The following is a 16,039-nucleotide window of genomic DNA, read 5'->3' on the forward strand; positions in this document are numbered from 1 at the left end:
CCGAGAACGAGGGGGCGGAGCCTCACGACAGCAGGACCCCCGCCGCGCGCATGCCGTCGCGGGCGGCGGCGAGCGAGCCGTCGAGGTCGATGGCGCGGGTGAGGTCTTCGCGGACGGTGACGGCGTAGCCGAGGCGCGCTGCGTCGACGGCGGAGAAGTTGACGCAGAAATCCGTGGCCAGCCCCACGAGCGTCAACCGCTCGACCCCGAGTGTCCGCAGCAGGCCGTCTAGGCCGGTGGGCGTCGCGCGATCATTCTCGAAGAAGGCCGAGTAGCTGTCGACGGCCGGGTTCATGCCCTTGCGGATCACGGCCCGGGCGCGGTCGGTGGCGAGGTCGGGATGAAAGGCCGCGTCGTCTGAGCCCTGGATACAATGGTCGGGCCAGAGGACCTGTGGGCCGTAGGGCATTTCGACCACGTCATAGGGCGCACGGTCGGCGTGGCTGGACGCGAAACTCGAATGGCCCGCCGGGTGCCAGTCCTGCGTTAGGATCACATGGTCGAACTCGGCCATCAGGGCATTGATGCCCGGCACGATATCGGCCCCGCCGGGCACGGCGAGTTGGCCGCCGGGGCAGAAGCCGTTCTGGACGTCGATCACGATGAGGGCGTCGGACATGGGGCCTCCTGCGGGTGCTTCGCCACTGGTCTAGTTTGATCGGGGCCCGAGGTGTAGGGCGCGCGGACCCCGATTGAGGCGGCGCGGATGCCGCGATAGGACGCATCGATGTTCCAAGTCGCCGCCCTCTACCGGTTCACACCCTTCGCGGACCCGGCCGCCCTGTGCGGCACGCTCCTGGAGGTGTGCCGCGCGCACGGCGTCACGGGAAGCCTTCTGCTCGCGCCCGAGGGGATCAACGGCACGATCGCCGGACCGCCCGCCGGCATGGCGCACGCGCTGGCGGCGATCCGGGCCTTGCCGGGTTGCGCCGATCTGGAGCCGAACTGGTCCGAGGCCCCGTCCGCGCCCTTCGGCAAGATGAAGGTCAGGCTCAAGCGCGAGATCGTGACCATGGGCGTCGACGGTGTCGATCCGCGCGCGGGCGCCGGCCGCTACGTCGCGCCCGAGGACTGGAACGCCGTGATCGCGGACCCTGATACGGTGACGATCGACACGCGCAACGGCTACGAGGTCGCGATCGGCAGCTTCGCGGGCGCGCTCGATCCGGGGACCGAGGCCTTCGGCGATTTTCCGGGCTGGTGGGACGGGAACGCCGAGCGCTTCGCGGGCAAGCGCATCGCCATGTTCTGCACGGGCGGCATCCGCTGCGAGAAGGCGACGACCTATCTGAGATCGGAGGGTGTCGAAGACGTCGTGCATCTCGAGGGTGGCATCCTGAACTACCTGGAGACGGTGCCCGAAGCCGAAAGCCTCTGGCGCGGCGACTGTTTCGTCTTCGATAGCCGAGTCGGCGTCACTCACGGGCTGGCGGTCGGCGACCATGTCCTTTGCCACGCCTGCCGCCGACCGATCACGCCGGGCGACCGCGACCATCCGGACTACGAGGCGGGGGTGTCCTGCCATCTTTGCATCGGGACCTATTCCGACGCGGACCGCGCGCGCTACCGCGAACGGATGCGGCAGATGCGCCTGGCCGAAGACCGGGGCGCACGGCATCTCGGGGCGGATGGCACCTGACGCGGGCCGTCCGGCGACCCGCGGCGCTCCGCGTCAGCGGATCTGCGGCTCGTCCACGTCCTTCTCGACGGCGACCCAGTGCGAGGTCAGCATGCGGACCAGTACGACGGCGGCGAACACCGCGACGGCGAGGATGAAGAAGTCAGTCATGCGTTCCTCCCACGAAAACGAATGGCTGGGATCGACGGTAGGCCGGGGCTTGCGCAGCGGTCAACCGCAGGGTGTGGTGCCGGCATGAACACGCCGCTGATCCTTCTGCCGGGCATGATGTGCGACGAACGGCTCTTTGCGCCGCAGCGCGATGCGATCACCGATCGCCCAGTGACGGTCGCCGCGATCGGTGGCGCGGATCGCGTGTCCGATCTGGCGCGCGCGGTGCTGGTCGAGGCCCCGCCGCGCTTTGCGCTCGGCGGGCTCAGCATGGGCGGGATCGTCGCGATGGAGATGGCCGCGCAGGCGCCGGATCGGATCGCGGGCCTCTGTCTCATGGACACCAATTCCGAGGCCGAGGCTGCCGCCGTCGCCAATCGGCGTGTGCCGCAGATGGCGCGCGTTGCGGCGGGGGAGCTGCGCGCCGTGATGCGCGACGAGATGAAACCGAACTATCTCGCGGAGGGGCCGGGCCGCGCCGCGGTGCTGGATCTCTGCATGGCCATGGCCGAAGCGCTGGGCCCCGAGGTGTTCCTGCGGCAGTCCTGGGCACTCATGACGCGTGCGGACCGACAGGACAGGTTGCGCGCCATGGCGGTGCCGTCGCTCGTTCTCTGCGGGGCCGAGGATACGCTCTGCCCGGTGCATCGCCATGAGCGGATGGCCGGACTGCTGCCCGATGCGGTGTTGGAAATCGTGCCCGGCGCGGGCCACCTGCCCACGCTGGAGCGGCCCGACGCCGTCAATACCGCGCTGGCCGCATGGCTTTCGCGCGTCGACACCGAGGAGGCGGGCCGTTGACGCATCATGCGCTCATCATGCTGGCTGCGGGGATCGGCATTCCGGTTCTGGCCGCGCTCAACGCCCGGCTCGGCGCGAATGTCGGGGGACCGGCGGCGGCAGCGCTGGTGCTCTTTGCCGTGGCCTTCGCGGTCGCGGGGGTGGCGACGATCCTGACGGGGCCGGGCGCGCTCGCGCGGATGGCGGGCCAGCCGCCGCACCTGTTCCTCGCGGGCGGGCTCGTGGCGTTCTACGTGCTGTCGGTGACGTGGATCGCGCCGGTCTTCGGGGTGGGCAACGCCGTGTTCTTCGTGTTGCTGGGCCAGTTGATCTCGGCGGCGGTGATCGACCAGTTCGGTCTCTTCGGCGCGAAGGTCGTGCCGCTCTCGCCGCTGCGCGCACTGGGCCTCGTCGCGATGGCCGGCGGCCTCGCGCTGACGCAGCTGGCCGGGCGCGGCTGAGCGGGTGGCGCGCGACCCGAAGGCCGTGCGCGGCATTCAGCCCTGCGGGATGCGCAGGTTCTGGCCGGGATAGATCTTGTCGGGATCCGACAGCATCGGGCGGTTCGCCTCGAAGATCTCCTTGTAGCGGGCACCGCTCCCGAGGGTCTTCTCCGAGATCGCCCAGAGCGTGTCGCCCTTCTCGACGGTGTGGAAGACGGGATCGTCGCCGTCGATATCCTCCTCGACCGCGGCCACGCCTTCGACATTGCCCACGGCGAGGATGACCTTCTCCTTGGTCTCCTGATCGAGTCCCTTGCCGGAGACCTTGACCGTGTCGCCCGCGACCTCGATCTGCACGTCCTTGGCGTCGAGCCCGAGATCGTCGATCTCCTTGCGCAGCGTGTCGGCATCGGGGGCCTCGGCGGCCTCGGCGGCGCCGGGCAACAGCTTGCGGCCCGCGGATTTGACGAAATTCCAGATACCCATGTCGATCCCTCCTGAGTGACGGCGCCATGGGACGCGGATCGCCCGCAGGTTGCAAGCACCGTCTCAGGCCGGTGGCACGACCTTGCCGGGGTTGAGGCGGTTCTCGGGGTCGAGCGCCTGTTTGACCGCCCGCATCACGTCGAGTGCCACGGGGTCCTTGCGGCGCGTCATCGTCGACAGCTTCGACAGGCCGATGCCGTGTTCGGCGCTGATCGAGCCGCCCAAGCCCACGGTCACGCCCTCGATCATCTCGCGGACGGCGTCGAGCTGGCTGTCGTCGGTGGGATAGACCGTCAGGTGGATATTTCCGTCGCCGAGATGGGCGCAGATCAGGTGATCGGCGCCGTCATCCATTTCCCGCAGGCGGTCCAGCATCGTCTCGATGAAGGGCTCGACCCCGTCGAGCGGCAGCGCCACGTCGTTGTCGACGATCGGCAGGCGGGTGAAGGTGATCTCGGCGGCGGCCTCGCGCATCTCCCAGATATGGGCGCGCTGTCCCTCGTTCTGGGCGATCGTCGCGTCGAGGACGTCGCCCGCTTCCATCGCGCGGGCCAGCACCTCCTCCATCACGTCGTCGAGCGGGCGCGACAGCCCGCCCATGTCGATCATCACCGCGTGGTCGCGCGTCTCGAAGGGCGGGCGCAGGTCCGGGCGGTGGCGCTCCAACTCCGCCATGTAGGAGCGGGGCATGTATTCGAATGCCTCGACCGCGCCGTCGGACGCGGTCTGCAACGCGCGGAGCAGGCGCAGAGCGGCGGGCAGGTCGGCCACGGCGGCGAAGGCGGCAGCGTGGTGCTTGGGCGCGGGCGTCAGGCGCAGGACGGCGGCGGTGATGATCCCCAGCGTGCCCTCGGCCCCGATGAAGAGGTCGCGCAGGTCATAGCCGGAATTGTCCTTGCGAAGCTCGGTCATCAGGTCGAGGACGCGCCCGTCCGCCAGCACCACCTCCAGCCCCAGCACGAGGCCCCGCGTCGGGCCATAGCGGACCACATTGGACCCGCCCGCATTGGTCGAGAGCAGCCCGCCGATCCGCGCCGATCCGCGCGCGCCCAGCGTCAGCGGGAAGATCAGATCGTGCCTGGCCACGGCATCGTGCACGTCCGACAGGATCGCGCCCGCCTCTACGATGGCGATGCCCGCCTCGGGCCGCACCTCGCGGATGGCGGTCATCCGCTCGAACGAGATCATCAGCGCGCCCTCGTTGGCCGTCCCGCCGACGAGGCCGGTGTTGCCGCCGACCGGCACGATGGCGAGGTCATGCGCCGCCGCGATGCGGACGATCCCCGAAACCTCGTCGGCGGTGGCCGGGCGCAGCACCGCCAGCGGATCGGCGCGCCACTTGCCCGTCCAGTCGCGCGCGAAGCGGTCGGTGTCCGCCCCGGTCAGGACATGGGCGTCACCCAGAAGGCAGGAGAGGTCGGAGAGTGCATCGGTCATGGGGCGGTTGTGGCACGCGCGAAGGCGGCGCGGAAGTCGTGCCGCCGACTATTGACGCCCCTCGCCCACCGTCTTATCTCGCGCGCCAGTGGCGGTGTAGCTCAGTTGGTTAGAGCAGCGGAATCATAATCCGCGTGTCCGGGGTTCAAGTCCCTGCACCGCCACCATCTCCGCTATCGCCACACGCCGATTGGACGCTCCGGAACCCGCGTCGGACCGACACGCGCCGCGGGCACTGCTGCGTCCGGGGTTCAAGCCCCTGCACCGCCACCACCATCCCCTCGACCCATCCTTCGGGACGATATGATCGTCAGGCCGCGCCGCGGTTCGGTCCCTGTCCAGGGGCCGCGCGCAACCGGTCGATGAAGTTGGTCGTCCACCAGTCGATATCCTGTGCGAAGACGCCCGCCCTGAGGTCCGCGTGGCGCGATTTGCGTTCCTCCAGGGGCATCTCGACCGCCTGCCGGATCGCCCGTGCGAAGCTGGCACGGTCGAACGGGTTCACCAGAAGCGCGCCTGCCTCCATCTGTTCGGCCGCGCCCGCGAAATGCGACAGGATCAGCACGCCGGGATCGTCCGGGTCCTGTGCGGCGACGAATTCCTTGGCCACGAGGTTCATGCCGTCCGCCAGCGGCGTGACCAGCGCGGCATCGGCGCGGCGATAGAGCCCCGCGATCCGGTCGCGGTCGACATGCCTCCGGATGTAGCGGATCGGCGTCCAGTCGAGATCGGCATGGGCGCCGTTGATCGAACCGGCCGCGCGCTCGAGGTCCTCGCGGATCTCCTTGTAGGCGGCGACGTCTTCGCGCGAGCCGGGGGCGATCTGGATAAAGGTCGGGCGCGGCATGCCGGGCTTGCGGGCCGACAGGTAGGCATCGAAGGCTTCGAACCGGTGGACGAGCCCCTTGGAATAGTCGAGCCGGTCCACCCCGAGCAGCAGCGGCGCGTCGGGCGCCATTTGCAGGTCGACGGTCGGCGCCTCGCGTGCGGCGATCTCGAACCCCTCGGCATCGATCCCGATCGGGAAGCTCAGCACCGCGAAGGTCCGCCCGTCGCGGATCCATGTCCCGTCGTTGAGGATCTGCGCCTTCGGGTCGTGGCGCATCGTTTCGCGGACCGAGACGACGTCGCGCCGCGTCTGGACCCCCACCACGTCATGCGCCGCCAGCCAGGAGGGCAGCATCGCGACCTGCGGCAAGGCCATGATGTCGTTGGGGTTCGGGAAGGGGATATGCAGGAAGAGACCGATCCGGTTCGTCACGCCGAGGGCCCGCAACTCGTGGGCGACCATCAAGAAATGATAGTCGTGGATCCAGATCAGGTCGTCCGATCCGGCGATCTTGGCAATGGCCCGCGCCACCCGCTTGTTGACCGCGACATAGGCGTCGAAATCGCCTTCGGCGAAGGTCAGGAGGTCGGGCCGATGGTGGAAGAGCGGCCAGAGCACCGAATTGGCGTAGCCGAGGTAGTAGCCTTCGTGTTCGGCCTCGGTCAGCGCGAAGGTTGCGCGGTCATAGGCGTCGGAGCCGATCGGCGTCAGCCCGTCCTCGGCCGTCTCCGTCACGTCCGCCGCGCCGATCCAGAGGCCGCCCGCGCCCATCAGGGCCTCGTGCAGCGCAAAGACCAGACCGCCCGAGGGCACGTCGCCCTTGGGGATCCGGTTCGAGACGACGATCAGCCGTCCGTCCTTAGGTCTGTCAGCCAAGCCAGCCGTCCAGCAGCGTGCGGAGCGCCGTGGGATCCGCGAGCCGATGGGCGGCGACCGTCTCGGCATCGCCGATCTTGATCGCGGCCCCGCCCCGCGCACGCACAAGCTTGAGCGCGGGCTCGTCGGTCAGGTCGTCGCCCGCATAGATCGGGGTGCGTCCCGCGAACGGCCCGTCGTCTAGAAGCCGGTCGAGCGCGATGTCCTTTCCGACGCTCTCGGGCTTGATCTCGTAGGCCATGAGCGCGGGCTGAAGTCGGAAGCCCTCGGCCGCGTCGGCGAGGCTTTCCATGAAGTGCAGCGCCAGCGCGCCCAGGGCCTCGGCCTGGCGGTAATGTAGGACGACGCCGGTCGGCTTCGGCTCGACCAGGAATTCGGGCCGGAGCGCGCCGAAATCCTCGACCAGCCGTTGCAGACGTTCGATCGTGTCGTGGTCGAAGTCGGCGGCGGGGAAGCGCTCGCCCGCGACGCGGAACTCGGATCCATGGGCACCGATCAGCGTGCCGTCGAAGCCCGGCAGGAACTGCACGAGATCATCGATGGTCCGCCCGCTGACCAGCGCCACGGCGCCATCGGTGCGGTCCATCGCGCGCGCCAGAAGGTCGCCCAGATCGTCGGGAACGGTGATGCCGTCGGGCCGGTCGGCGATATCGACCAGCGTGCCGTCGAAATCGAGGAGCAGCGCGGCCGTGTCGGGATGGGGGAGGTCGATGTCGTCGGCTTTCTGTGTGCAGGGATCGGGGCCCCCGAGGAAGCCGGTCATCTGGTAATACTGCATCCGTCCTCCCGTGAGAATGGCGCCCCGCTATTCGGCGGCGACGCGCAGGTGGTGGCGCGCGCGGGACGCCTGTACCGCGAGCGTGGCATCGACCAGCCCGTCCTTGCTGCCGCAATCGTAGCGGTCGCCGGAAAACCGGAAGGCCGAGATAGAACCTAGGGCGGCGATCGCATCTGTCAGTTGAATTTCGCCCCCGGCCCCCTGCCCGATACCCTCCAGCACGTCGAAGATCTCGGGCGACAGGATATAGCGACCGACGGCGGCGAGCGTGGATGGCGCGTCTTCGGGGGCGGGTTTCTCGACGATGCCGCGCGCCGGGATCGCGCCGGAGCCCGAGGCATCGTTGCAGTCGAAGATGCCGTAGCTCGACACCTTCCCACGCGCGACGTCTTGCGCCGCGACGAGGCTCTTCATGGCGCGGAGGTCGTAGGCCGCCACCATCTCGGCCAGGCAGGGGCGCCCGAGGATCAGATCGTCGGGCAGGATGACCCCGACGGGCCCGTCGAGCGCCTCCGCGCCGCCGCAGAGCACCGCGTGCCCGAGGCCCAGCGGCTCTTCCTGCATGACGACCTTCAGATCGACCCCCTCGGGGAGCCGGGTCGTCCGCACCGCCCTGAGGAGGTCCGACTTGCCCTTTTCAGCCAGCGTGTCCTCCAGTTCGGGCTCGGCGGCGAGATAGGCTTCGATGGCCGTCTTCTTCGGGTGCGAGACCAGCACGATCCGCCGCGCACCCGCCGCGAGCGCCTCATCGATGGCGAATTGCAGCAGCGGCGTGTCGTAGACCGGCAGCAACTCCTTCGGCGTGACCTTGGTGGCCGGTAGCATGCGCGTCCCCATGCCGGCGACGGGGAAGATGACGGTGTCGATGCGGGTCATGGGAGGCTCCGGGGTTGCAGGTCGGGAGGGATATCGGCCCTCACAACCAAGGCCGTTCAGCGGGGGTTCCCGCCGATGCCGTAAATCATCCCCTTGAATTCCCTTGCGAACGCGGGAACGCCGAAAGACGCGCCGAAACGCATCTAGGATGCGCGTTTGGCCAGCAGGTCGGGAACGCGGGCGAGGTCGGCGCGGAACAGCTCGGTCTCGCGCGCGCGGCTCGCGGCATCGGGCAGTCGCAGCAGGTAGGACGGGTGCACGGTGATCAGCACGGGACGCCCGTCCTTCGTCTCCTCGACGGTGCCGCGCCGCTTGAGGATGCCCGCGCCCTTGCCGGTCAGCGCGTGCAGCGCCGTGGCCCCCATCGCCACGACGATCTCGGGATCGACGGCGCCCAATTCCTGCTCCAGCCACCAGTTGCAGGCATTCACCTCGGAGGTCGCGGGCTTCTGGTGGATACGCCGCCGACCCTTCTGCACGAACTTAAAATGCTTGACCGCGTTGGTGACGTAGCAGGCGTCCCGGTCCAGCCCGGCCGCCGCGGCCACCTCGTCGAAGAGCTGGCCCGCGGGGCCGACGAAGGGACGCCCGGCCAGATCCTCGCGATCGCCCGGCTGCTCGCCCACGATCATCACCGGCGCATCGGGCGGGCCTTCGCCGAACACCAACTGGGTGGCGGGGCCATGGAGGGGGCAGCGGGTGCAGGCGGACGCGCCCTGGCGCAGGTCGGCGACGGTCTGGCCGCCGAAAAGGTCGGTCTGGCTGGTCATCTTCTCTTCGGGCTCCGTTCGAAGGCGCGCCTGCGGCGGCGGCACGGTGGGTCCGGCCTCACGCATCTCGGTGACGCGGGCGCGGGCGTTGGCGATCAGACCGGGAATCGCGCGGGCCTCTGGAAGGTTCCGCCAATACTTTTTGGGCATCTCGGCCCGCATGGCATCGACCTTCAGGCGCGCGGGATTGAAGATGTTGCTGTAATAGGTCGTCCAGAGCTGTTCGAGCGGGTCCTCGGCATCCGGCCGGACGGAGGCAACGGCCCGCATCGACAGCGACCCTTCGGCGTAGGTCAGCGTCACCTCGGGCGTGACGATGGCCCAATCCATGTCGCCGAAGCGGTTCACGAAGAAATCGGCGGTCGTCTCCTCGATCCGGTGGGACGGCTCGAACCAGGCGGCGAAGCGGCGGCGCGCGCTCTGGTCACCCACCTCGCGGAAGCGGACGAAGGCATGCATCTTGTGGATGTCGCGCCGAATGTCCTTGGCGATGTGCTCGGCCTCGGCCACGTGGGGATCGGCGCGGTTCGACAGCAGGCCGCGCTCGGACTGGATCCGGTGGAGAAGCGCGTGGGCCAGCGCGAAGCCGCGTCCCGACCGCTCGGCCATGAGCGTCGACGACAGGTTCGCGAAGGCTTTGGGCACCTTCAGATCGGAGATCGGCTCCGGCAAGGGTGCGTCGAACATCGACGGGGCCGCGTCCTCCCAGCCCCAGGCGATCTCCTCCGGGGAGATGTGGACGAGGCGACGCGCGGCGTCGCGCCACGCGGCATGGGTGCCCAGCCGGGGAAGACGCGGCGCGTAGGTCACGACGAGCGGCGGCCCGCGCGGCCCATGTCAGAACAGCTCCATCTGCTTTGGCTTGACGAAGCGCTGTCGCAGGTCCGCCGCGTCGAGCTTCGCCCCCGGATTGTGGTCGCGCGTCACGACAAAGGGTCGCGCCGCCTTCACGCGCCCGCCCATCCGGCGAATATCCTCGAGGCCCAGCGCCCCGCTGCGGCGCGCATTCAGGATGCGCTGCACGATCTTGGTGCCGAAGCCCGGCACCCGCAGCAGCATCTCCTTCGGCGCGAGGTTCACGTCGACGGGAAAGCGGTCGCGATTGGCCAGCGCCCAGGCCAGCTTGGGGTCCACGTCGAGGTCGAGCATCCCCGCATTGTCGCGGGTCACGATCTCGGAGAGGTCGAAGTCGTAGAACCGCATCAGCCAGTCGGCTTGGTAAAGCCGGTGCTCGCGCATCAGGGGCGGATCGACCAGCGGCAGGACCGCACTGCTGTCGGGGATCGGCGAAAAGGCGGAATAATAGACCCGCTTCAGCCCGTAGGCACCGTAGAGCCGATCCGCGTTGCCTAGGATGGTCGCGTCGTCGGATGCGTCGGCGCCGACGATCATCTGGGTCGACTGGCCCGCGGGCGCGAACCTGCCCCGCCGGCGGCCGGTATGGCTCCGGTCGGCATAGTCCTCCTTGGTCAGACGGACCTTGCCCATCGCCTGCCGGATATTGCCCGCGTCCTTTTCGGGCGCGTAGGCCTTCACGCTGGCATCGGTCGGGAGCTCGATATTGATCGACAGGCGATCGGCGGCGAGCCCCGCCCGCTCGATCAGTTCGGGACTGGCCTCGGGGATGGTCTTGAGGTGGACGTAGCCGCGAAAGCCCTGAGCGCGCAGCGTCTCGGCGATGCGGACCATCTCCTCCATCGTGTAGTCCGAGGAGGCGATAATGCCCGACGACAGGAACAGCCCCTCGATATAGTTGCGCCGATAGAATTCGGTCGTCAGCCACACCACCTCGTCCACGGTGAACCGGGCGCGGGGGACATTGGAGGAGCGCCGGTTCACGCAATAAGCGCAGTCGTAAACGCAATAGTTCGTCATCAGGATCTTCAGAAGACTGATGCAGCGGCCATCGGGGGCATAGGCGTGGCAAATGCCCGACCCGGTCGTCGATCCCAGCCCGGTGCCGTCGCGCGACCCGCGCTTGGTCGTGCCCGACGAGGCGCAGCTCGCGTCGTATTTCGCTGCATCCGAAAGAAGCGCAAGCTTCTGCTGAATCGACATCTTTCCCATCTGTTCTTCATACGTTCCACGTCTCGGCTCGGCAAGGGGCGGGCCGGAAAATACACGTGGGGCGTGTGGAACAACGAGGGGGGGACCCGGCGTTGAGGCTGCATCAGGGACCGATCACCGGTTCCCGCCCATGTGATTCAAAAGCCGGAGAAATATCGTGAACAGCATCTTCTACGTCATCGGTGTCGTCGTCGTCGCTCTGGCGGTCATCTCGTTCATCGCCTGAACGGATCGCCCCCGACCTGACCGCCACCGCCATAGCCATTCCTGAAGGAGGACCCCATGTCCGACAGCAGCACCAATAAAACGACCGCCGCCAAGACGCCCGCGCCCGAAGCCCACATGGCTTCGACCGCGGCCGCCACGTCCACCGCCAAGGCCGACAAGGACAAGGACGCCGCCAAGCTCGCCGAAGAGACCGGCGCCGCCGCCAAGTCCCGCGCCGCCGAGTTGACCGAGCGCGCCAAGGCCGAAGCCAGCGCCGCCGCCGACCGAGCCAAGGGCATGGCCGACGCCAAGGTCGACGAAGCCAAGAGCTATGCCTCCGGCGAGATCGACCGCACCGCGCAGCAGATCCGCGATGCCGGCCGCCAGTTCGGCGAGAGCAGCTATCAGGCGCAGGCCGCCGATTACCTGGCTTCGAACCTGAGCTATGCCGCCGACGCCATTCGCGACAAGGACCTCTCCTCGGTCGCCGATGACCTGACGCAGTTCGCGCGCCGCAATCCGGCCGTCTTCCTCGGCGGGGCCGCGCTTCTAGGCTTCGCCGCCGCGCGCCTGATGAAGGCGTCCGAGCGGGCTGAGCTTCCGCGCTACACGACCCGTCGCGACGCCCGCTTCGACGCCCCGCCCGCCGGCGTGCGCCACACGCCCTACGAGCGCCCGAACGGGGAGTTTCGGTGATGAAGGACGACGCACACACCGATGAACCGCGTGCCAAGGGCGCGACGGGCATCATTGGGGACGTGCTCGGTCACGTCTCGAACCTGATCCGCAAGGAAGTCGACCTCGCGCGCTCCGAAATCAACGAGAACCTGACCCGCGCGGGCATCGCCATCGGCCTGCTCGTCGGGGCGCTGGTGATTGCCCTCGTCGCGCTCAACGTGCTCGCCGCAGCCCTCGTGGCCGCGATCACCGAGCTGGGGATCGACGCCGGCTGGTCCGCTCTCATCGTCGGTGGTCTGCTTGCGGTCGTGGCCTTCGCCATGGTCGCCAAGGGGATCAACGACCTCAAACTCAGCAGTCTCGCGCCGACGCGCACGGTCAAGAACGTGCGTCGCGACGCCGAGGCGGTGAAGGAGACACTCTGATGTCAGACGATCGCTCCCCCGCGGAGATCGAGCGCGAGATCGAGGCCGAGCGCGGTGCGCTCGCCCGTTCGCTCGAAGATCTTCAGCGCCAGTTCTCGCCCGATCACCTGATCGACACCGCAACGGGTTACGCCCGCGAACATGGTGGCGAATTCGCGCAGAACGTCGCGCGCCAGGTCAAGGACAACCCAATCGCGGCCGCACTGGCCGGGATTGGCGTGGCGTGGCTGATGGCCGGGTCCGGCCGGAAGGCTCCGACCTACGACCGTTGGGCCGCCACCCATGACAACCACGCCCCGTACTTCTCGTCCGAACGGGACGCACCGGCCGTCGCGGCGCCCCGTCCCGCCTGGGACGACCGCAGCTACGGCGCCGCGCCGGGTCTGCGGGACGACGCGCCCCGCATGGCCGGGTTCGACGAGCGGGTGGCCTATGCCGCCGGCGATCGCAATGACCCTTCGGCGTGGGACAAGATCTCGGATACGGCCGACGATCTCGGGGACGCTGCCGCGCGCGGCTGGTCCGACCTCAAGCACAGCGCCGCCGACGCCTGGGAGAAAATCGAAGATCTTTTCGACGGCGATGATGACGATGACGACGACCGAGCGGAAAGCGATCGTGATGCATGGCTGACTGGCGCCCGCGAGGGCTACGCCGCCGCCCGGTATCGCGATGCCGCCGTGTCCGCGCCGTCCGCACGCGGTCGAGGCTACAAGTCCTCGACCGAACTCAGATCCACCTTCAGCGAAGGGACCCAATCCATGTCCGACAAAGCCCGAGAGCGCGTGTTGCGCGCCCGCCAGACCGCCTACGAAGCCCAGCGCCGCATCGAGGAGCGCATGGGTGACTATGCCGACGAAGGCCGCCGTGTCTTCGACTCGCAGCCGCTGATCGGGGGCCTCATCGCCGCCGGGATCGGGGCCGCGATCGGCGCCGCCCTGCCGCGCACCCATCGCGAGAACGAGATGCTGGGCAGCTATCGCGATCGCGCCTTTGACGAAGCCGACCGCGTCTTCCGCGAGGAGAGCGCCAAGCTGAAGGCCGTCGCCGGAGCCGCCGTCGACGAGGCGAAGAACGTCGCATCCGATGCAATCGAGACCGCCAAGGGCAACACGCCCACCGGTCAGGACGCCGTGGACCGCGCCGAAGACGCCGCAACCTCGGCCGCCGACCGCGTTAAGGCCGCCGCCGAAGCCGAGGCACAGCGCCAGAAGCTGGGCAGCAATCTCAACTGACGCGGCGAGCATCGCCGAGCAAAAAGGGGGCGCGATCCGGTTTGATCGCGCCCCCTTTCTTCGTTGTCGTCCGGGGCGGCGCCGATTTCCGGCGCCGCCCGTCGTGATCAGGCCGCGGCGTCGCGATTGATGCCGCCCATTGCGAGCGCGGTCATCGTCTCGTCGCCGTCATAGGTGTTCGAGAGGTGCTTATCGAGCTTCGAGGCCTCGTCCTCGAGGTCGAGGCGATGCGCGAAGGCCTTGCAGCAGCCGTAACCCGCGATCGCGTAATGGGCCATCCGCTGGTACTGCGTGATAATCATCGCATCGCGGACGGCATCGTCACCGAACTCTTCATCGAACACATGGGCGTTGACCTCCTTCACGAGGCCCTCCATGCCCTTGCAGAATTCGCCGTCCGGGTCGGCGCCGTGGCCGCGCAGAATCTCGGCCATCATGCTCATGCCCGTCTCGATGCCCTTGTGGCCCGCGTGAAGCGCATCCTTGAGGTCGGAATCGGTCGCCGCCTTCTCCATCTTCATGGTGGCGTCGCGCGACTGCTTGCAGGCCGAATAGATGTCCTGAAGCTGGTCGACATAGAGGTCCTTGAGGGTGTCCATGGGGTCTCTCCTTGGTGCAGGTGTCATACCCCTGGCAAACGTCCGCCGCCCCCCGCCCGTTCCTTTCGAGGTCGCTCGATCCGCGTGGAACATTTCCCCCGCCGCCGCGCGTTGGGGCGGGGAGTACCTGCAAACATAAGGACTTGCCCAGAATGACCGACCGTATCGACGCGCTGAAGACGCTGATGACCCGCCTGATCGATTCCCGCGAAGGCTACCGCGAGAGTCTCGACCATGTCGAAAGCCCGCATATCCGCGAGATCTTCGAGGGCTTCCTCGCCCGCCGCGACCGCAACGCCTCCGAAATCCGTGCCTACCTGACCCGCGAGGGTCACAGCGTCGATGCCGACGGCTCGCTTCTGGGTGCCGCCCATCGCACATTCGTCGGGCTGAAAGATGCCGTCACCGCCGCCGACGACGCGGCCACGCTGGCCGAGGTCGTGCGCGGCGAGAATGTCCTGCTCGACGCCTATGACGAGGCGCTGACCGCGTCGGGCGGCACGGACCCGGAATACATGTTCCTCAAGGAGCAGCATGCCTCGCTCGAGCAGGCCATCGCCCAGCTCGAGACCCGCCGCGACCTCGCGGCGTAACGCCACGCCCGACGGACCAGATTATCGGGGCGTCTCCGCAACCGGGGGCGCCCCGCATTCGTTGTGTCTTCGACAAGAGAATTCGTGAAGGAGATGAATATGAGCCGCATTGCCGTCGTCGCTGGAGGAAGCGCTGGCGTGGGCCGCGCCACCGTGGATGCCCTGCTGGACCGGGGCTACCGCGTCGCGGTCCTCGCGCGCGGGCAGGCCCGCCTGGACGAAATCGAAGCCACCCATGGCGACCGGGTCTTCACCCACGCCGCGGATGTCAGCGAGGCCGCGCAGGTCGAGGCCGCCGCCGACGCCATCGTCGCCCATTGGGGCGCACCGGATGTCTGGATCAATAGCGCCATGCTGACCAGCTTCTCGCCCTTTACCGAGGTGGACGAGGCCGAGTTCCGCAAGATCACCGACACGACCTATCTGGGCACCGTCAACGGCTGCCGGGCGGCGATGCGGGTAATGGACGGGGGCAATATCGTCAATGTCGGCTCGGGCCTCGCCTATACGTCGGTGCCGATGCAGACCGCCTATTGCGGCGCGAAGCACGCGATGGAGGGCTTCACGCAGGCGCTTCGGATCGAATTGGCGCGCACGCGACCCGACCTGACGCTCGGGATGGTGCAGCTGCCCGCGATCAACACGCCGCAATTCGACTGGGCCCGCAACCGGCTTGCCCGGAAGCCCCAGCCCGCGCCGCCAATCTTCCAGCCCGAGGTCGCCGCCCGCGCGATCCTCAAGGCCATCGACGAGGGTTCCCGCGAGGTCATCGTCGGGCGCTCGGTGCTGCAGCTGATGTTCGGCAACATGCTCTTCCCGAACCTCGTGGAGAACCAGCTCGAGGATGCGGGCGTCGAGGCGCAGCAGTCGGAACAGATCGATTTCGGGCGTGACGACAATCTCGACGGGCCGCTTGCGGAATATCCGTCCAAGGCCCACGGCTCCTACGATCACCGCGCCGAAACGACGGGCATCATCGTCGATGGCGACCGCACGCGGAAGGCGCTGGTCTTCGGCGGCGCGGCTGCACTTCTGGCGATCGGCACGATGCTCGGTCGCGCGACCAAGCCCGCCTCTGCGGCCCGCGAGAGGATCCGGGACGACCGCGACGACACGCCGTGGGGTGTGGACGCGCCCTATTACGCGCGGCCGGTGGAATACCGTCACTGAC

The 16,039-nt window shown here is 68.4% G+C and carries 17 protein-coding genes and 1 tRNA gene; 9 read left to right on the top strand and 9 right to left on the bottom strand.

The annotated features are described in order from the left end of the window. Positions 1 to 22 precede the first annotated feature (22 nt). Entirely contained in the window at positions 23 to 619 is a 597-nt protein-coding gene (gene pncA, locus ACK8OR_RS15190) for a bifunctional nicotinamidase/pyrazinamidase (protein WP_410190247.1), read from the bottom strand. Between the two features lie 108 nt (positions 620 to 727). Here pncA and trhO point away from each other — a divergent pair, with 108 nt between their 5' ends. The 3 genes from trhO to ACK8OR_RS15205 all read left to right on the top strand — a co-directional run bounded on the left by trhO (position 728) and on the right by ACK8OR_RS15205 (position 3,030). Further along, entirely contained in the window at positions 728 to 1,639 is a 912-nt protein-coding gene (gene trhO, locus ACK8OR_RS15195; RefSeq protein ID WP_410190248.1) for an oxygen-dependent tRNA uridine(34) hydroxylase TrhO, read from the top strand. 234 nt (positions 1,640 to 1,873) lie between these two features. After that, on the top strand, positions 1,874 to 2,590 hold the full coding sequence (locus ACK8OR_RS15200) for an alpha/beta fold hydrolase (RefSeq protein WP_410190249.1): 717 nt from the start codon (positions 1,874 to 1,876) through the stop codon (positions 2,588 to 2,590). Beyond that, positions 2,587 to 3,030, top strand: a complete 444-nt coding sequence (locus ACK8OR_RS15205; RefSeq protein WP_410190250.1) for a DMT family transporter — start codon at positions 2,587 to 2,589, stop codon at positions 3,028 to 3,030. The genes ACK8OR_RS15200 and ACK8OR_RS15205 overlap by 4 nt, the downstream gene beginning before the upstream one ends. Positions 3,031 to 3,066: 36 nt before the next feature. On the opposite strand, the gene lysM is transcribed toward ACK8OR_RS15205, so the two are convergent. Beyond that, entirely contained in the window at positions 3,067 to 3,498 is a 432-nt protein-coding gene (gene lysM / locus ACK8OR_RS15210) for a peptidoglycan-binding protein LysM (RefSeq protein ID WP_298429893.1), read from the bottom strand. A gap of 63 nt (positions 3,499 to 3,561) precedes the next feature. Beyond that, on the bottom strand, positions 3,562 to 4,935 hold the full coding sequence (locus tag ACK8OR_RS15215) for an FAD-binding oxidoreductase (protein WP_410190251.1): 1,374 nt from the start codon (positions 4,933 to 4,935) through the stop codon (positions 3,562 to 3,564). A gap of 90 nt (positions 4,936 to 5,025) precedes the next feature. On the opposite strand from ACK8OR_RS15215, the gene ACK8OR_RS15220 reads away from it, so the two are divergent. Next, positions 5,026 to 5,102: transfer RNA gene (locus ACK8OR_RS15220), tRNA-Met, on the top strand. A gap of 143 nt (positions 5,103 to 5,245) precedes the next feature. Here the strand turns inward: ACK8OR_RS15220 and ACK8OR_RS15225 are convergent. The 5 genes from ACK8OR_RS15225 to ACK8OR_RS15245 form a co-directional block, all read right to left on the bottom strand. Further along, a complete protein-coding gene (locus tag ACK8OR_RS15225) occupies positions 5,246 to 6,640 on the bottom strand; it encodes an alpha,alpha-trehalose-phosphate synthase (UDP-forming) (RefSeq protein ID WP_410190252.1) in 1,395 nt (464 codons plus the stop codon). Beyond that, positions 6,633 to 7,418: a trehalose-phosphatase gene (gene otsB / locus ACK8OR_RS15230; RefSeq protein WP_410190253.1), complete on the bottom strand. Its 786-nt coding sequence runs from the start codon at positions 7,416 to 7,418 to the stop codon at positions 6,633 to 6,635. The genes ACK8OR_RS15225 and otsB overlap by 8 nt, the downstream gene beginning before the upstream one ends. 27 nt (positions 7,419 to 7,445) lie before the next feature. Beyond that, on the bottom strand, positions 7,446 to 8,294 hold the full coding sequence (locus tag ACK8OR_RS15235; protein ID WP_410190254.1) for a UTP--glucose-1-phosphate uridylyltransferase: 849 nt from the start codon (positions 8,292 to 8,294) through the stop codon (positions 7,446 to 7,448). Positions 8,295 to 8,437: 143 nt separating this feature from the next. Further along, positions 8,438 to 9,874 (bottom strand): UdgX family uracil-DNA binding protein, encoded by a 1,437-nt coding sequence (locus ACK8OR_RS15240; RefSeq protein ID WP_410190255.1) that lies wholly within the window; start codon positions 9,872 to 9,874, stop codon positions 8,438 to 8,440. Between the two features lie 27 nt (positions 9,875 to 9,901). Then, entirely contained in the window at positions 9,902 to 11,131 is a 1,230-nt protein-coding gene (locus tag ACK8OR_RS15245; RefSeq protein WP_410190256.1) for a putative DNA modification/repair radical SAM protein, read from the bottom strand. A 282-nt stretch (positions 11,132 to 11,413) separates the two neighbouring features. Between ACK8OR_RS15245 and ACK8OR_RS15250 the strand changes: the two genes are divergently transcribed. Genes ACK8OR_RS15250 through ACK8OR_RS15260 form a run of 3 tightly spaced genes read left to right on the top strand, consistent with a single transcriptional unit; the run spans position 11,414 to position 13,676 of the window. Continuing rightward, on the top strand, positions 11,414 to 12,034 hold the full coding sequence (locus ACK8OR_RS15250) for a hypothetical protein (protein ID WP_410190257.1): 621 nt from the start codon (positions 11,414 to 11,416) through the stop codon (positions 12,032 to 12,034). After that, positions 12,034 to 12,441 carry a phage holin family protein gene (locus tag ACK8OR_RS15255; RefSeq protein ID WP_410190258.1) on the top strand — a complete coding sequence of 136 codons (408 nt, stop codon included), beginning with the start codon at positions 12,034 to 12,036 and terminating at the stop codon, positions 12,439 to 12,441. The genes ACK8OR_RS15250 and ACK8OR_RS15255 overlap by 1 nt, the downstream gene beginning before the upstream one ends. Beyond that, a complete protein-coding gene (locus tag ACK8OR_RS15260) occupies positions 12,441 to 13,676 on the top strand; it encodes a DUF3618 domain-containing protein (protein WP_410190259.1) in 1,236 nt (411 codons plus the stop codon). Before ACK8OR_RS15255 ends, ACK8OR_RS15260 begins: the two co-directional genes overlap by 1 nt. A gap of 107 nt (positions 13,677 to 13,783) precedes the next feature. Here ACK8OR_RS15260 and ACK8OR_RS15265 read toward each other — a convergent pair whose 3' ends face one another. Further along, positions 13,784 to 14,275 carry a DUF892 family protein gene (locus ACK8OR_RS15265; RefSeq protein WP_410190260.1) on the bottom strand — a complete coding sequence of 164 codons (492 nt, stop codon included), beginning with the start codon at positions 14,273 to 14,275 and terminating at the stop codon, positions 13,784 to 13,786. Positions 14,276 to 14,427: 152 nt separating this feature from the next. On the opposite strand from ACK8OR_RS15265, the gene ACK8OR_RS15270 reads away from it, so the two are divergent. Together ACK8OR_RS15270 and ACK8OR_RS15275 are read left to right on the top strand one after the other, a co-directional pair. After that, positions 14,428 to 14,868 (top strand): PA2169 family four-helix-bundle protein, encoded by a 441-nt coding sequence (locus ACK8OR_RS15270; RefSeq protein ID WP_410190261.1) that lies wholly within the window; start codon positions 14,428 to 14,430, stop codon positions 14,866 to 14,868. Between the two features lie 99 nt (positions 14,869 to 14,967). After that, positions 14,968 to 16,038: an SDR family oxidoreductase gene (locus ACK8OR_RS15275; RefSeq protein ID WP_410190262.1), complete on the top strand. Its 1,071-nt coding sequence runs from the start codon at positions 14,968 to 14,970 to the stop codon at positions 16,036 to 16,038. The last annotated feature ends 1 nt before the right edge of the window (position 16,039 follow it).

The organism is Jannaschia halovivens (genome assembly GCF_046452375.1).
Taxonomy (GTDB): Bacteria; Pseudomonadota; Alphaproteobacteria; order Rhodobacterales; family Rhodobacteraceae; genus Jannaschia; species Jannaschia halovivens.

Coding starts and splice junctions, on each gene's coding strand:
- pncA (WP_410190247.1), bottom strand. CDS start 619: ATGTCCGACGCCCTCATCGTGATCGACGTCCAGAACGGCTTCTGCCCC.
- lysM (WP_298429893.1), bottom strand. CDS start 3,498: ATGGGTATCTGGAATTTCGTCAAATCCGCGGGCCGCAAGCTGTTGCCC.
- ACK8OR_RS15265 (WP_410190260.1), bottom strand. CDS start 14,275: ATGGACACCCTCAAGGACCTCTATGTCGACCAGCTTCAGGACATCTAT.
- ACK8OR_RS15250 (WP_410190257.1), top strand. CDS start 11,414: ATGTCCGACAGCAGCACCAATAAAACGACCGCCGCCAAGACGCCCGCG.
- ACK8OR_RS15255 (WP_410190258.1), top strand. CDS start 12,034: ATGAAGGACGACGCACACACCGATGAACCGCGTGCCAAGGGCGCGACG.
- ACK8OR_RS15260 (WP_410190259.1), top strand. CDS start 12,441: ATGTCAGACGATCGCTCCCCCGCGGAGATCGAGCGCGAGATCGAGGCC.
- ACK8OR_RS15245 (WP_410190256.1), bottom strand. CDS start 11,131: ATGGGAAAGATGTCGATTCAGCAGAAGCTTGCGCTTCTTTCGGATGCA.
- ACK8OR_RS15275 (WP_410190262.1), top strand. CDS start 14,968: ATGAGCCGCATTGCCGTCGTCGCTGGAGGAAGCGCTGGCGTGGGCCGC.
- ACK8OR_RS15215 (WP_410190251.1), bottom strand. CDS start 4,935: ATGACCGATGCACTCTCCGACCTCTCCTGCCTTCTGGGTGACGCCCAT.
- ACK8OR_RS15235 (WP_410190254.1), bottom strand. CDS start 8,294: ATGACCCGCATCGACACCGTCATCTTCCCCGTCGCCGGCATGGGGACG.
- ACK8OR_RS15200 (WP_410190249.1), top strand. CDS start 1,874: ATGAACACGCCGCTGATCCTTCTGCCGGGCATGATGTGCGACGAACGG.
- otsB (WP_410190253.1), bottom strand. CDS start 7,418: ATGCAGTATTACCAGATGACCGGCTTCCTCGGGGGCCCCGATCCCTGC.
- ACK8OR_RS15270 (WP_410190261.1), top strand. CDS start 14,428: ATGACCGACCGTATCGACGCGCTGAAGACGCTGATGACCCGCCTGATC.
- trhO (WP_410190248.1), top strand. CDS start 728: ATGTTCCAAGTCGCCGCCCTCTACCGGTTCACACCCTTCGCGGACCCG.